This window comes from Marinobacter sp. (assembly GCF_041984545.1).
GTDB lineage: Bacteria > Pseudomonadota > Gammaproteobacteria > Pseudomonadales > Oleiphilaceae > Marinobacter.
Genome location: NZ_JBHIXV010000005.1, coordinates 82234 through 97327 on the forward strand (window position 1 = coordinate 82234; position 15094 = coordinate 97327).

At 54.0% G+C, this 15094-nt stretch carries 15 protein-coding genes; all 15 read left to right on the forward strand.

What is annotated here, in order from left to right:
• Window positions 1-2: 2 nt before the first annotated feature.
• The 15 genes from ACFC20_RS03850 (at window position 3) to ACFC20_RS03920 (ending at window position 14996) form a co-directional block, all read left to right on the forward strand.
• Complete coding sequence (locus ACFC20_RS03850; RefSeq protein ID WP_375191853.1) at window positions 3-284, forward strand: hypothetical protein; 282 nt, start codon at window positions 3-5, stop codon at window positions 282-284.
• The gene (locus ACFC20_RS03855) at window positions 277-564 is read left to right on the forward strand and encodes a hypothetical protein (protein ID WP_375191854.1); all 288 of its coding nucleotides are present in this window, start codon (window positions 277-279) and stop codon (window positions 562-564) included. Before ACFC20_RS03850 ends, ACFC20_RS03855 begins: the two co-directional genes overlap by 8 nt.
• Window positions 561-875, forward strand: coding sequence for a hypothetical protein (locus ACFC20_RS03860; RefSeq protein ID WP_375191855.1), 315 nt, complete (start codon window positions 561-563; stop codon window positions 873-875). The genes ACFC20_RS03855 and ACFC20_RS03860 overlap by 4 nt, the downstream gene beginning before the upstream one ends.
• A 209-nt stretch (window positions 876-1084) precedes the next feature.
• Window positions 1085-1282 carry a DNA-binding protein gene (locus tag ACFC20_RS03865; RefSeq protein WP_375191856.1) on the forward strand — a complete coding sequence of 66 codons (198 nt, stop codon included), beginning with the start codon at window positions 1085-1087 and terminating at the stop codon, window positions 1280-1282.
• Window positions 1282-2421 (forward strand): phage integrase Arm DNA-binding domain-containing protein, encoded by a 1140-nt coding sequence (locus tag ACFC20_RS03870; protein WP_375191857.1) that lies wholly within the window; start codon window positions 1282-1284, stop codon window positions 2419-2421. The genes ACFC20_RS03865 and ACFC20_RS03870 overlap by 1 nt, the downstream gene beginning before the upstream one ends.
• Window positions 2422-2971: 550 nt before the next feature.
• Window positions 2972-4711 (forward strand): ATP-binding protein, encoded by a 1740-nt coding sequence (locus tag ACFC20_RS03875; protein ID WP_375191858.1) that lies wholly within the window; start codon window positions 2972-2974, stop codon window positions 4709-4711.
• Complete coding sequence (locus tag ACFC20_RS03880) at window positions 4711-6099, forward strand: sigma-54-dependent transcriptional regulator (RefSeq protein ID WP_375191859.1); 1389 nt, start codon at window positions 4711-4713, stop codon at window positions 6097-6099. Before ACFC20_RS03875 ends, ACFC20_RS03880 begins: the two co-directional genes overlap by 1 nt.
• A complete protein-coding gene (locus ACFC20_RS03885; protein ID WP_375191860.1) occupies window positions 6096-7385 on the forward strand; it encodes an ABC transporter substrate-binding protein in 1290 nt (429 codons plus the stop codon). The genes ACFC20_RS03880 and ACFC20_RS03885 overlap by 4 nt, the downstream gene beginning before the upstream one ends.
• A 235-nt stretch (window positions 7386-7620) precedes the next feature.
• Window positions 7621-8901, forward strand: a complete 1281-nt coding sequence (locus tag ACFC20_RS03890) for an ABC transporter substrate-binding protein (protein ID WP_375191861.1) — start codon at window positions 7621-7623, stop codon at window positions 8899-8901.
• Between the two features lie 135 nt (window positions 8902-9036).
• Complete coding sequence (locus tag ACFC20_RS03895) at window positions 9037-9933, forward strand: branched-chain amino acid ABC transporter permease (RefSeq protein ID WP_375191862.1); 897 nt, start codon at window positions 9037-9039, stop codon at window positions 9931-9933.
• Complete coding sequence (locus ACFC20_RS03900) at window positions 9933-10880, forward strand: branched-chain amino acid ABC transporter permease (protein ID WP_375191863.1); 948 nt, start codon at window positions 9933-9935, stop codon at window positions 10878-10880. Before ACFC20_RS03895 ends, ACFC20_RS03900 begins: the two co-directional genes overlap by 1 nt.
• Window positions 10880-11683 carry an ABC transporter ATP-binding protein gene (locus ACFC20_RS03905; RefSeq protein ID WP_375191864.1) on the forward strand — a complete coding sequence of 268 codons (804 nt, stop codon included), beginning with the start codon at window positions 10880-10882 and terminating at the stop codon, window positions 11681-11683. The genes ACFC20_RS03900 and ACFC20_RS03905 overlap by 1 nt, the downstream gene beginning before the upstream one ends.
• Window positions 11670-12326 carry an ATP-binding cassette domain-containing protein gene (locus ACFC20_RS03910; protein WP_375191865.1) on the forward strand — a complete coding sequence of 219 codons (657 nt, stop codon included), beginning with the start codon at window positions 11670-11672 and terminating at the stop codon, window positions 12324-12326. Before ACFC20_RS03905 ends, ACFC20_RS03910 begins: the two co-directional genes overlap by 14 nt.
• Window positions 12327-12335: 9 nt before the next feature.
• The gene (locus ACFC20_RS03915) at window positions 12336-13493 is read left to right on the forward strand and encodes an iron-containing alcohol dehydrogenase (protein WP_375191866.1); all 1158 of its coding nucleotides are present in this window, start codon (window positions 12336-12338) and stop codon (window positions 13491-13493) included.
• Between the two features lie 33 nt (window positions 13494-13526).
• Window positions 13527-14996 (forward strand): NAD-dependent succinate-semialdehyde dehydrogenase, encoded by a 1470-nt coding sequence (locus ACFC20_RS03920; RefSeq protein ID WP_375191867.1) that lies wholly within the window; start codon window positions 13527-13529, stop codon window positions 14994-14996.
• Window positions 14997-15094: the final 98 nt, after the last annotated feature.

The window sequence follows — 15094 nt, forward strand, 5'->3', positions numbered from 1 at the left end:
CAATGAGTGAAACAAAATGCACCTGCAAATGGAACCCAGATCGCCATAATGAGGATTGCCCGGTGTTCCTGAAGGATGAGAATGCCCGCCTCCAGTCCGAGGTAGAAAGGCTGCGGGGGCGGTGTGGGGAGCTGGAAGATGTGATAGCGAAATCAAAAACTGCGCTGAGGAAGCATCGGTGGTGTGGTGACTATTATCCGGAGAACGGCTGGCCGGAAGTAAACGAGGCTCTTGCTGAAGCCCAGCGCCTTCGACAGCAGGCAGCGGAGAGTGAGAATGAGTGAATTTAAGAGCCAGGTTATTCAGACAGCGCTCCGCACTGGTCGCTGCATGACTCAAGCCGAAGTTGCGGCGGCAAATTCCGAGTTCATTGAATGGGCAGACAAGGAAATAACAGACCTGCGGGCAGAGATGGAAATCAGGGTTGAGCAGATTCATGAGAAGTGCAGGCAGCTTGACCAAGCCCGCCAGATCATCACCGAACTGGTGGAATACGCCGAATGCAATGACCCAGGCAATCCTCATCTTGCGAGGGCGAAGGGGTTTATTGGGGGTGAGGGATGAGCGGATCAGACCTTTACCAGCGCCAGATCGCCGAGTGCGGCGACGAACTTATGCACAAGGTGTGGGACGGAACGCCGTGGATGATCGACGCTTACACCGGCAGTCATGAAGACGAAAGGCACTTTGAAATTATGGAGTGGTGCCACGACAACTTCGGGCCGGAGGCGTGGCCGATTCACGGAAAGCCCGGCCAGTGGCACTCAGGCGGCGCTACCGTCATGGGCTGGACCTGGATCGGTTTTGCCACCAAGGAAATGATGGAACAGTTCATTGAAGCATGGCCGTTACCAGATGAGGTGATAAAGCTATGAACAAAAACGATATCTGCCAATGCGGAGGAGTAAAGGTTGTGCTCGTGACAACCATCGACGGCGCGACCAATGCGGTATTGCCGGGCACCTCGCAATACCAACCCCGCGAGTTTGTTGACCGGGTTGAATGCGCGTGCTCGTGCTGTGGGTTGCTTTACAGTCTGCACAGTCTGTGGAGCCCGGTTGAGTTTTACCAGTGAGGTAGTGGCATGAGCAAAATCACACTGAACGAATGGCGTGAAAAGACGTTCGGAGGCAACCGCCCCACTCTGCGAGCCTGTCAGAATTGGGCAAAGCAGGGCCACATTGCCGGCGCCCAAAAGATCGGTGGTCTATGGTTTGTTGATGAAGCAACTGAGAAACAGGCCGCCGGAAACTCACGGGTGGCTAAGGTGCTGGCAAGCTGATGGCTCCACGGAAAAGACTGCGCAGAAACGTAGACCTGCCGCCGAACCTTTACTCCAACAAGGTCGGAGCGGTAACTTATTATCGATACCGGCGCCCGGATACTGGCACATTCCACAGCCTGGGCACGGTAAAGGGTGCGGCAATCGCTGATGCCCGCCAGCTCAACGCCATCCTGATGAAACCCGCAGATCGAGTTGGCCGGGTGATGGGCACTGCCGAGCAGACCATGAGCCACTTGATTGGCCGCTACCGGAAAGAGTTTCTGCCGGGGCAGGGGCTTGCTGACAGCACTGTTCAGCTGATCGGTTATCGTCTGAACCGCTTTGAGAAAGACCTAGGTGAGCAGGTTGTGGAATCGTTCGACGTGAAAGCCTGCGCCGAATACCTGGACGACAACTTCCAGCGCGACAGCTATATCAAGCACCGGACCACGTTGGTTGATCTGTTCAGGTTCGCTCAGATGAAGGGCCTCTACCCTGCCGACTTGCCTAACCCGGCAGCGGCCACCTATCCGAAAGCAGGCTACGAGAAGCAACGCCAGAGGCTAACGCTGGATGGATTCAAAGCGATCTATGCCGCTGCACCGGAATGGCTGCAGATTGCCATGCAGCTGGCCTTGGTGACGCTGCAAGGCCGCACGGAAGTGATCAATATGCAGTTTTCGGAATTTGACGAAAAGGCTGGAGCTCTGAAAGTGGTCCGCCAGAAGGTGCAGAAGCATGAGCATGCATACCTGATAATCGAAAGCCCCCGGCTCGCTTCTATTATTTCCCGGGCCAGGCGATCAGGTATAGTGAGCCCTTTCATCGTGCATCGAGTTCCAGAGCGCCGGAACAAGGCCAAGGGCCGCCAGCACTGGTCACAGCTGACAGCGAACCATTTCAGCGCCGAGTTCCGGCTGGTGCGGGACGAGACTGGACTTTTTGACGATATGCCTCGGGAAGAGCGGCCAACCTTCCACGAGGTTCGTGCGCTGGGGTCATGGCTCTACAAGAAACAGGGCTTCGACAAGAAAAACTACGTGCGGCCGTTGATGGCCCATGCTGATGAGAAAATGACGGATGAATACCAAAAGGGGCATGAACAGGAGTGGGTTCGTGTGAAAGCCGAATTGGATGTTAGTGAGATTTTCGGATGAAAAAGTATTGGAATGGGTTCATCGCCATGCTTGCAATTGCAGCTTGCGCTTGGTTGATCGGGGCGATGTTCACCACGGGTAGTTTGATGGTGATCGAGGCCCGGTGTAATGGTTTAATTCATGCTGGAGAGCAGAGTCCAATAGCCGGTCTATGCGCTGAAAGGCCATAGTAGAGGGCTGGCAAAATACAGTGTTTTAAGTCGTTGTTTTCGTTGGTTTCGCTATGTTCGTTTTGTTCGCCACTACAATCCCGCGTTTTCCATATAAAACTGGGGCTTACACGCCTTCCGGCTTCACCTTGACATGGTAGAGGTCCGCGGTTCGAATCCGCGTGGTCCTACCAATCCTGCAGTCAAGAGAGTCACATGGTTCGAACCTTGTGGCTTTTTTTATGCCTGAAAATCCTCCCCTTTGCTTGAACAGCTTCAGACTGCTCGCCCCCAGTAGAAAGAACTGACTCTCATCCAAATTAGAGGCTTTTCCACTGGTAAAGGTTCGAACACATCAGCGGAACATTCCAACCCCCCAAAACTCTCGATATGATCTCCGCATGAAAAGCATAATAAAACACGATGCCTCATCTCCGCCTCGAATGAAGGTCCTTCGTCGAAACGGACTCGCCCGTCGCTATCTATTCAGCGCACTTCTCATTGCCCTGGTGCCACTCATCGTTCTGGCCTTCATGTACGACACTCAATACGTGAAAGCCCTTGAGAAAGTGACAGAGAGTCGGACGAACGCTCGACTTGCTGGTGCGGAAAACCTCTTGAGAACGTTTCTCCAGGAAAGAGTTTATGAGCTTGAGGCTCTTGCGGACATACCTGAGGTATTTGAGTGGTTAACCACGGCCAGCCCGAGTGAGGAGCCTGGTCCCGTGGTAATGGCACAGCTTCGCCAGGCTCTCGATAGTCCTCACCTCTATGGAGTAGTGGTCAAACCGTCAAAATTTGAAGAGCCCCTTTGGTACCTGACTCAGACGTTACTGGACCAAGTCGAGTTAGACAAACTGCCCGTCACACCCTTTAACAATGGAGAAATAATCGGCCCGGCACTACCCACCGATAGCCGGCCCGGATGGTTTATTCTCAGGCTCAGTCCGACTGGACTCAATCCGGCTCCGGATGCCTGGGTCGGCCTGGTTATCCGACTGGCGAGCCTTACCGATCAGGTAAAGGACCTAAGCCTCACCGGCTTACAAAACCCTCTTGTGGTAACGCCACAAAATGTTCCGGTAACAGCCGTAGGAAACATTCCCCAAAACTCATCCCAATCGACCAAAGACATCAACTCTAACGATTTCATCGAGGGCTGGCATATAAGACTTCAATGGCTGGGTGACCCTCTCCTGGGCCCCCTGGAGTCAGCGAGATTCGGGTTAATCCTTCTGGCATCAGGAGCTGCTTTGGCCGTTATTATGTTGTCCAGGCATCTTTCCAAAAGATTGGAAAAGCAGGTGACGCCCTTAATTGAGGGAGCAGACAGGGTTGCCGGAGGCGATTTTGACACGCCGCTACACACAGAGGGGACGGCGGAAATAGGCTATCTGGCCTTTGCCCTCGAACGCATGCGCCTACGTCTACGCCGTCTTGTGAAGAGCATGGTGGACGTTGAACGCCGCGCCATACTTGGGCAATTCTCTGCAGGGGTGGCACATGAGATTAGGAATCCTCTCGCGACCATAAAGACGACAATTCAGGCCCTATCGCGCAAGGAATCCGACCCCAAACGCCAGAAATTAATGGAATCGGTTGATCATGAAATCGACCGGGTTAACGACGTTGTGCAACTGCTGCTGGATTACGCTCGTCCGAGGGAAGCCAAGGCAAGCAAGGTCAATATTATCGAGGTGGTTGAAACAGTAAAAATTCTGGCTGATGCAGTGGCTCACCGCCACGGAATTGAGCTGGTGCAGGTAGAGCACGAGTCAGTCTACGCATGGGCAGATGCCTCTCAGGTCCGCCAGATAGTTATGAATCTGGTTATGAACGCAATTCAGGCTATGGAGGGCATTGGCGGGCGGGTGACTATTCGAACCAAACAACAAGGCTTGGCAGTCTATGTTTCTGTAAGCGATAACGGCCCTGGCGTAAGCGCCGACCATCTGAGCCACCTGACAGAGCCGTTCTTTACCACGAAAACCAACGGCACCGGCCTTGGCCTCGCCATTTGCAGACAGCTCGCGCAAGCTAATCAAGGCAACCTTCGTTTCCAGAGCGTTTCCGGTGAGGGCCTGAAAGTGACGCTCAAACTGCCTCTTTATCTGAACAACGAGAATCAGGAATCAGTTTAATGCGAAAGCCAACCGTCCTTATCATCGATGACGAAAAGAACCTTGTTAACAGTCTCATGTTTTCGCTCGAAGAAGAGGAGATGACCGTTTTTGCTGCTTATAACGGAAGAAGCGGAATCGCCGAGATCGAAAAACAAACACCGGACGTTGTGTTGCTTGATCTGAAGTTACCTGATCAGTCTGGCTTTGAAGTTCTCGACCAAATCCAGGCCCTCCCGGCTCCGCCCATCACGATCATGATTTCGGCTCATGGCGATACCCGTGCAGCTGTTGAAGCAGTAAAAAGAGGTGCTCAGGATTACATCACCAAACCATTTGACCTTGACGAACTGATTCTTCTGATCCAGCGCAATCACAATCATCGCCAACTTAAAGAGGAAGTGGCTTATCGGAGAGAGCGGGAAGCGGATGTCCACGGCCTTGTAGGCCGCTCCGCCACGATGCAAAAGCTGCTCGATCAAGTCGATCGCATCGGAAAGAGCTCAGCGCGCACGATTCTTCTTCAGGGACCATCGGGAAGCGGGAAAACTCTCATTGCCAAGGCGTTACACGCCAAGAGAGATAGAGCTGCCCCTTTCATATCCGTTAATTGCGCTTCGCTTCCTGAGAACCTCCTGGAGGCTGAGCTGTTTGGCGCAGAAAAAGGGGCGTACACTGGCGCGGATAAACGCAGAACCGGTTTGGTTGAGTTAGCCAACGGAGGCACGCTTTTCCTGGACGAGATTGGTGAACTCCCCTTGCCCCTTCAGGCTAAACTCCTAACTTTCCTTGAAACCCACCGCTTCCGCGCGGTCGGTGGTCAGAAGGAAATCGATGCTGACCTTCGCGTCATAACCGCCAGCAACAGAGATCTACAAACCGAGGCGCAAGCTGGAACATTCCGTGAGGATCTGTTCTATCGCCTCAATGTTATGCCACTGACAATCCCCTCGCTCGCTGAGCGCAGGGAAGATATTCCTCTCCTGGCATCGAACTTTGCTAGAGAACTGGCAGCTCAGGAGGGCTGTAAGCCGATCGATCTGCCCCCCGAAACCCTTTCCGTGCTTGGCAGTTACGATTGGCCGGGAAATATCCGCGAGCTCCGTAATACCATCGAGAGACTGACCATCTTGCATGCCGGTGAGAGCATTGGTGTCGATCGTCTGCCACCCGAAATCATCGAGTCCGCACCTCAGTTGAAAAACTCTGCGTCGGGCACGGACCCCTGGCGCAACGAAATGCAAGGTTCCCTGACGAATGAAATTGCAAAACGGGAAGCTCAATGTATTTTGGAGGCGCTGGCTAAATCCAATGGCCGAAAAGGCGATGCTGCAAATTCCCTTGGAATCTCCAGACACGCATTGAAAAGGAGAATGCAAAAGCTGGGACTCACAGGAGATGAGTTGTGATCCCAGCGCGCCCAAACCGCTCCAGAGTTATCTCACTCGGCATCCTTTGGCTGATTACCATTACATTCGCTATGCCGTCCTGGGCGCAGGAGTCTCTGGGCGCCAGCAAGGATACAGCGGATATTGTCGTCGGGTGCCTTTATCCCATGTCCGGACGAGCAGGTGTGTTGGGTCGGGATTCTGTGGTGGGTATTCGACTCGCGCTTGAGTACATCGAACAGCAAGAAACCTCGAAACTACCACGCCTCAGGGTGTTGCTGGGGGACACAAAATCCAAACGATCAACCGCAGTAGCAATTGCGAAACGATTCATCGAGGAGGATCAAGCCACATTTCTCTGTGGAGTCGTTAACTCATCAGTCGCAATTCAAGTTACCGAAATTGCGGCCTCGTCGAATACCTTTTTTATCGGTACAGACCACGCCTCATCAAGACTCACAGATGAATTTTTCCATGATCGCTATTTTCGTGTAACGAATGACACACGCCAATCGATGACCGCAGGTGCTCTTTTCATCAGAGATTATTTTGGAGAGCAGTTGAGGAAAAAGCCCCTGCGAATCTCATACCTTGGCCCCGATTACGAGTATGGTTACCAGGTTTGGGCGGACTTCCGTGAGGCTCTGAATCGATTGGGAGTGAATTACGAAATTGTCGGAGCACTCTGGCCGAGGCTGAGTGAGCCAGACTACAGCCATTACATCAATGAACTGATCCGCCAGAAACCCGACCTGGTCGTAAATAGTCTTTGGGGGGGCGATTTTGTCGCTTTCGTTACTCAGGCTACTGACACCCGGCTGTTTGAGGTATCACGCTTCGCGAACTTTGAGAAAGGTGGTGATTACGAGATTTTCGCTCACCTGGGGGATCGCATGCCGCTGGGACTATTATTGGCATCCCGGCACCACAACAACTGGCCAGAAACAGACTTCAATCGTTGGTTCGTTGAAGAATTTAAACGGCAAGCCGGTTACTATCCCTCTTCCGGGGCGCAAGGCGCGTTCACGGGTATACTCGCGATTGCTGAAGCAGCCCGACAGGCAGGTGGCGACTACAGCGATCTCCAAGGGATCGAGCGGGCTTTCGAACAATTAAGCCTGATGACGCCCGAGGACCCCCAAGGCTTCCAATCCTCGATGGATCCATTGACTCATCAAATCCGTCAGGTAATGGCGATTGGTGAAACGGTAAACGACCCGAGATACCCTCCCGCCAAGGTAATGCTCGGTAATTGGCGAGTTTACTACCCTTCTGATTATGAGAAGGTCCACTCCGAAGTAGAATGAGCGAAATCCGCTCATTCTCGCTCCCTCGAAATGGGCGGGTTTCGCTCATCACCCTCAAAACCAATCTCAACAATCCATATTTATTCCATTAAAACAGCACCTTAAGGATCTAGAAATTTTGGCATAGGGCGTGCTAACAGACACAGGCCGGCTTCAAAACGTCGAGCAGGACACCGGAGTAAGCACACTGGTAGTCCAAATAACCGACATAAGAACAACAGTCTGGAGATCTGATATGAAACGTCCCCTGTTTACCGCAGCGACGGTAGCATGCGCCCTGACCACTGGCGCGCTCAGCCTCAACGTCCACGCAAATGAAGAGTACAAACTCGGCCTCGTAACCTTCCTTTCAGGCGCAGCTTCCGGTCCTTTTGGAATTCCCGCCAAGAACGCTGCAGACCTCGTAATTGATGCCATCAACGACGGTACCCTGCCCGCACCCATTGAAGGGAAGGGAATTGACGGTCGAATGATTACGCCAATCTACGTTGACGAAGCTGGCGGTGCGACGAAACAAACCTCCGAATTTCGCAACCTTGTCGAGCGGGATGGCGTCGACGCCGTCGTTGGCTACATTTCTTCTGGAGACTGCCTCGCTATCCCGGCGGTTGCTGAAGAGCTCAAGATGCTTACCGTACTCTTCGACTGTGGTACACCTCGGGTTTTCGAAGAAGCTGATTACAAATACGTTTTCCGCACCCACTCCACCGCGAGCATGGACAACATCGCAGCGGCCCGGTACGTTCACGAAAACATCCCTGATCTGAAGTCTGTAGCAGGCATTAACCAGAACTACTCCTGGGGCCACGACAGCTGGCGCGACTTCACAGAGACTCTCAAGGTCCTCCGTGACGGCGATATCGAAATCACCACCGAACAGTTCCCCAAACTGTTTGCAGGCCAGTACGGCGCCGAGATTTCTGCTCTGCAAGTGAATTCAGCGGATGTTATCCACACGTCTTTCTGGGGCGGTGACACAGACGCATTCGTACTCCAGGCGGCGGCTCGAGGTCTACTGGCAGACAACCAAGTCATCTTCACGGCGGGCGAAACGGCACTCAACAGCCTTGGCGAGCACCTGCCAGACGGCGCCATCATCGGTGCCCGCGGTCCCTTTGGTCCGTTTGCCCCGGAAAGCGAACTGAACACCTGGTTTCAGACTGAGTTTACTGAGCGGTTCGGCACCCCTCCAACCTTCCCTGCCTACCACATGGCTCATGCATTGATTGGCCTTAAGCTGGCTCAGGATAAGGCAGGAGTTGGTGCCTCGACTGAAGAAGTTATCACAGCCTTTGAGGGCCTGGAATTTGACGGCCCTGGCGGCCGGGTGGAGATGAGTCGAGGTAAGGGCCACCAGGCTGCAACAGAGATGGTCTACGGTCGCCTCAAACGAGTTAATGGTGAGATCACCTTTACCGACGTTACCCGCTACCCGGCGGACTGCGTCAACCCGCCCGAAGGTACAGAGACTGTAGAGTGGATCAAGGCCGGCATGCCAGGTGCCGAGTGCAACTGAAGCCACTGACCTAGCAACATACTCATCGGGACCGTCCGGTCCCGATGAGGCTTTCCAACGATCTTTCACCCCTCCCCAACCGGTCAGTAACCCGGCCAACAGGCGAGGTCTGTGCAAAGCATCGGGAGTCCTACAATGAAACAATTTCTTGCAATACTGGTGGATGGCTCGGTCTATGCGTCATGGCTGTTCATTATTTCTGCCGGTCTGACCCTGATCTATGGGGTCATGCGAATCCTCAACATGTCCCACGGCAGCTTTTACGCACTTGGTGCTTACTCTGGTGCTGCCATGGTTGGCTGGTATTTCTCTACCGGCTCTGTTCCCTGGTTCAGCTTCGTCGCACTAATCGCTGCAGCCCTTGTCGCCGGCATTTCCGTCGGGCTGCTGGTCGAGCGCGGCCTCTTGCGCTTCATGTATGGCAGGGACGAAGTCGTGATGATTCTGGTCACCTACGGTGTCCTGCTTATTATGGAAGACGCTATCAAGTTGATCTGGGGCGTCGAGCCCTACTTCGCCTACCAGCCCTATACCCTGCTCGGACGCACAAAAGTCGCGGGATTATCCTTTGCGAATTACGACTTCATGCTTATTGGTGTGAGCATCCTTATTGGACTTGCTCTCTGGTATGGCCTCAACCGCACCCGCAACGGCAAGCTGCTGCGAGTCGTTATCCACGATCGTGAAATCGCCAGCGCCCTCGGCATTAACGTTGCTCGGATTTTTACAATCACCTTCCTGATTGGTGCCGGCATAGGCTCATTGGCTGGTGCTTTGACCGCTCCGGGCCTCTCGGTTGTGCCGGGCATGGGGATAGAGGTCATTGTGCTCGCATTTGCGGTAGTGGTGATAGGCGGTCTTGGCAGCATAACTGGCGCACTCGTAGGCGCTCTTATCGTCGGGATGGCCCGAGCGGCAGCCGTGCATTTGTACCCCGATGTTGAGCTGTTCGTTATTTATGCAGTTATGGGGCTTGTGCTGGCATTCCGCCCACAGGGCCTGTTTGCGGTTGCCAACGCGAGGAAAATCTGATGACAACAAGATCCCTAGCGCTTTTATTTATTCTCGGTTTGGCTGTCATAGCTGGCGGTCTGCTTCTTCCACAATGGATGTCCTACCTTTTCACCATCGCAATGGGAAAAGGCCTCGTAGTGCTTGGCCTGGTACTACTCATGCGCGCAGGCCTTGTGTCCTTCGGACAAGGCCTTTACTACTGCGTCGGCGCTTACGTTGCGGGCATGCTAACTCAGTTCATGGGAGTCACAGACATTCTCGTGATTATGCTTGCCTCAGTTGCCGTAAGTGTTGGTATCGCAGCAGTTATTGGCCTGCTCCTGTGCCGGTATCGAGAAATCTTTTTCGCCATGTTCTCGATGGCATTTTCAATGATTCTCTACGGGCTGCTCGTGCGTAACCAGTTTCTCGGCTCCACTGACGGCTTTAACGTGGCAAACCCAAGCCTTCTCGGCTGGGCGCCAGACGCAGATTCTGCGTCGGATCTCGTTCTGGTCGTGGCAGTGTGCCTCGTAGTGCTTCTCGGAACTTTGGGATGGCGATACCTCAAGTCTCTCTCTGGCTATGCCGGGGAAGCTGTGCGGGAAAATGAAATCCGCCTGGAGTATCTGGGCGGGTCTGTTTTCCGCGTCGTTTACGTGAAGTACATCATTGCTGCCGCCCTTGCCGCTATCGGCGGAACCATAACCGCTTTGGTGAGCGGCCACGTTGATCCCGAGATGGCTTATTGGACCACCTCCGGGGAGTTCGTCTTTATTGCTCTCATGGGAGGAACTGCCCACGTAGCAGCTCCGCTGGTTGCAGCCGTTCTGTTTGAGGCCTTGCGCACCTATGCGTTCGCCGTTGCTCCATACACCTGGCAGATGATTCTCGGGTTTGCGCTGTTGGCAATCATAATTTTCATGCCCTCCGGTCTGTGGTCACTGGTCGAACGATTCCAGAACAAGAAAGCGAGGAAAACGTGATGAGCGCTTTGCTGAAAACTGTAAACCTGGAAAGAACTTTTGGCGCCGTAACTGCAGCGACCGACATCAATGTCGAACTGAATTCAGGCGAAGTGGTTGGCGTCATCGGCTCCAACGGCGCTGGCAAGACTACTTTCATCAATATGGTTACCGGCTATATTCAGCCATCCAGCGGCGACATCCTCGTGCGTGGCCAATCCATAGTCGGAAAGTCCCCCAGGGACGTGTCTTTAGCTGGGGTTGGTCGCTCGTTTCAGGTGCCTCAACTATTCCAGGAATTGACGGTTCTGGAGAACATGCTGATCGCGTTCGGCTTCTCCGTCGACCGGAAGTTGAGCTTTCTGAAGCCTCTCAGATCCACCGAAAAAGTTGAAAAAGCCCGAGCTGTACTTCGCGAATATGAAATTGAGCGTTATGCGGAGGAGATTGTATCGACTTTGCCTCAGGGGGTTCGCAAGCTGCTGGACATCGCCATGGCGATGCTCGCCGAGCCCGGGCTGATGCTACTGGACGAGCCCACCTCAGGCGTAGCGATCGAAGACAAGTTCGTGCTGATGGATACCGTTATGGCCGCCGTCCGGAAAAGTGGTGCTGCGACGATGTTCGTTGAACACGACATGGAAGTGGTTCTGCGGTACGCAGAACGGGTTCTCGCCTTTTACGACGGCCGGGTACTCGCAGACGGTCCGACCCAAACAGTTTTGTCAGATGCCAAAGTCCAGGAATTGGTGGTTGGGCATCACCTCGATCTGAGCGAAAGCCAGGCCAGCAACAGCAAGGAGTCTGCCCATGTTAGAACTTAAAAATGTCACGACAGAGATAGCCGGCACCACGATTCTCCGTGACGTCAGCTTTTCGGTCAGCAAGGGTTCTATGGTTGGGCTGATTGGGCGAAATGGAGCCGGTAAGACAACTTCTCTTCGATCAATCATGGGTCTCATTAAGCCGAAAGCAGGCCAGATACTCATCAATGGCGAGGACATGACCAATCAGGGTTCTTTTGAGCGTGCAGGAATGTCGATTGGCTACATGCCAGAGGATCGTCGGCTCGTGCCTGATTTGACGGTCGAAGAAAATATCATGGCGCCGGCATGGGCCTGCCAACTCGTCAACGCAGAAGCCAGGCTCGCCTGGATCTACGAAATGATGCCAGAGGTTGAAGCTTTCTCCGATCGCAGAGCGCTCCAGTTATCCGGTGGTCAACAAAAGCTGGTTGCATTAGCCAGGGCGATGATGACTGGGACCAACTTACTGTTATTGGACGAACCCTTCGAGGGAGTGGCACCAGCGCTTTCCAGACGACTCGCCAGCGTCTTGAGCACACTCAAAGACGAAGGCCTGACCGTGTTGCTGTCTGAATCCGACCAATCGCATTCCGCAGACCTCGTCGACAAAGCCTTTCAGATCGAACGTGGAAGCGTCGAACCAATTGCGTCGATGAGCTAGGAGGAATAAATGACCTCATTTACGTTTAATACAACAAAAAGCGTTATTTGCGAACCCGGCGCCATTAAGCGTCTCGGGCAAATCGTCAAAGAACAAATGGGTAGAAAGGTACTGCTCGTTACAGATTCCGGGCTGATAAAGGCCGGATTACTCGAGGTAGCTACAAAGTCTCTAAACGAAGCAGGCGTCCAGTTCAAACTATTCGATGGCGTCATTGCCGATCCGCCGGTTTCGGTTGTAGAGGCGGCGTTGGCCAAAGCGCGACAAGCAGGGGTGGAAGGTGTCGTTGGATTTGGTGGCGGTTCATCCATGGACGTTGCCAAACTGATCGCACTTCTCATTGGCGGTGGAGAAAAGCTCGACGACGTTTACGGTGTTGGCCAGGCCAAAGGGAAGCGCTTACCCCTTATTCAGATTCCAACAACGGCAGGAACAGGCTCTGAGGTCACGCCGATCTCAATCATTACCGTCGGCGAAACGGAGAAGAAAGGCGTTGTCGCGCCTCAGTTGCTTCCCGATATCGCATTGCTCGATGCCGAGTTGACTCTCGGGCTGCCTGCACATGTTACCGCGGCCACGGGAATCGATGCCATGGTTCATGCAATCGAGAGCTACACCTCAGCCTCCGCCAACAACAACCCGGTTTCAAAAGCTCTCGCCCGCGAGGCCCTGCGTTTGCTCGGAGCCAATATCGAGACAGCCGTAAAGGATGGCAGTAACGTAAAAGCTCGTTCGGAGATGCTGCTCGGCGCCATGCTCGCAGGCCAGGCTTTTGCCAACTCTCCGGTTGCGGCGGTGCACGCCCTCGCCTATCCAATCGGCGGTATTTTCCACGTGCCTCACGGCCTATCCAACGCGTTGGTACTGCCTCATGTGATGCGTTTTAACGCTCAGATCTGCGGCGAAGCATACTCAGTTCTGGCCACCGACGTTTTTCCTGACCTCGCTGATACGCAAGCCGATCAGAGAGTCACGGCCTTCATCGACCGTCTTGAGGCGCTGAGCGCTGACCTGGGGCTTGAACAAACCCTGCGCGAGGTCGGAATTGGCGAGGCCGATCTGGCCATCCTGGCGTCGGATTCCATGAAGCAAACCCGTCTGCTTGTAAACAATCCCCGGGAAGTGACTGAAGCTGACGCCCTGGCAATTTACAAGGCCGCTTTTTAATTTGGCCATTCTCTTATTTGATTGAGGTTACTCATGTCTCTTGAACTGAAGAATCGCGAACTTCTGCGCGAACTGGCTTATATCAACGGCCAATGGACACAGGCGAAGTCGGGAAAGACGTTTGCCGTCACCAACCCTGCCAACGGTGAGCAATTGGCAACAGTACCAGACATGGATGACAGCGACACTCGTGAGGCGATTGAGGCTGCTGCCGCCGCGTGGCCAGCATGGCGCTCCACTCCCGCCAAAGAGCGCGCAAACATTCTGCGAAAATGGTTCAATCTGCTGATCGCCAATCAGGAGGATCTTGCGCGCCTGATGACGGCAGAGCAGGGAAAGCCTCTGGCAGAATCCCGTGGCGAAGTCGGTTACGGTGCAAGCTTCATAGAGTGGTTCGCTGAGGAAGCCAAGCGGGCCTATGGTGATGTCATACCGGGGCACGGAAAGGATAAGCGCATCGTCGTGATCAAGCAGCCCGTTGGTGTTGTTGCTGCAATCACTCCCTGGAACTTCCCGATAGCGATGATTACCCGGAAGGTCGCGCCCGCTTTGGCGGCAGGCTGCCCTGTCGTGGTAAAGCCTGCGGAGGATACACCTCTTTCCGCACTGGCCATTACCGCCCTGGCGGAAGAAGCTGGTGTACCCGCAGGTCTGATCAACATCATTACCTGCTCCAAACCTAATGCAGTCTCGGTGGGTAGCGAGCTGACCGGCAACCCTGTAGTTCGCAAAGTGTCCTTTACCGGCTCTACGCCTGTCGGGAAGCTCCTCATGCGACAAGCGAGCGACACCGTCAAAAAGGTCAGCCTGGAACTTGGCGGCAATGCCCCCTTCATTGTTTTCGATGATGCAGACCTGGATGCGGCTGTTGCAGGCCTCATGGCCTCGAAATACCGCAACACGGGACAGACATGCGTCTGCGCAAACAGAGTATATGTTCAGGCAGGCGTTTATGATGCCTTCGCAGAGAAGCTAAAGGCCGCTGTCAGCAAAATGGTAGTGGGCCCCGGACTGGAGGGCGAAACCCAGCAGGGCCCGCTCATCAACGAAGCCGCGCTTGCCAAGGTAAAACGACACATCGAGGACGCTACCTCGAAGGGTGCCAAGATTGCTTTGGGAGGCAGGGCTCATGCACTCGGCGGTACCTTCTTTGAACCCACAATCCTTACTGATGCCACACAGGAAATGCTGATCGCTCGAGAGGAGACCTTCGGCCCGGTTGCACCGTTGTTCCGATTTGAAACGGACAGCGAGGCAATCGCAATGGCGAATGATTCGGAATTCGGACTCTCCGCTTATTTCTATAGCCGGGATATACATCGGGTATGGCGCGTAGCGGAAGAACTGGAATCAGGAATGATTGGCATAAACGAAGGCATTATTTCTACAGAGGTGGCTCCGTTTGGTGGGGTGAAAGAGAGCGGCCTTGGTCGTGAGGGCTCCCACTATGGTCTGGACGAGTATATGGAACTTAAATACCTTTGCCTGGGCGGTATGAACTAAAGCCTTAAACAATCACGGTGCCCCGGCGTCAAATTTCGGGGCACCTGCCCTCGTATGGCTGGAAGCCTCACTCCTCCGGTTTGTGCGGGAGATACTCC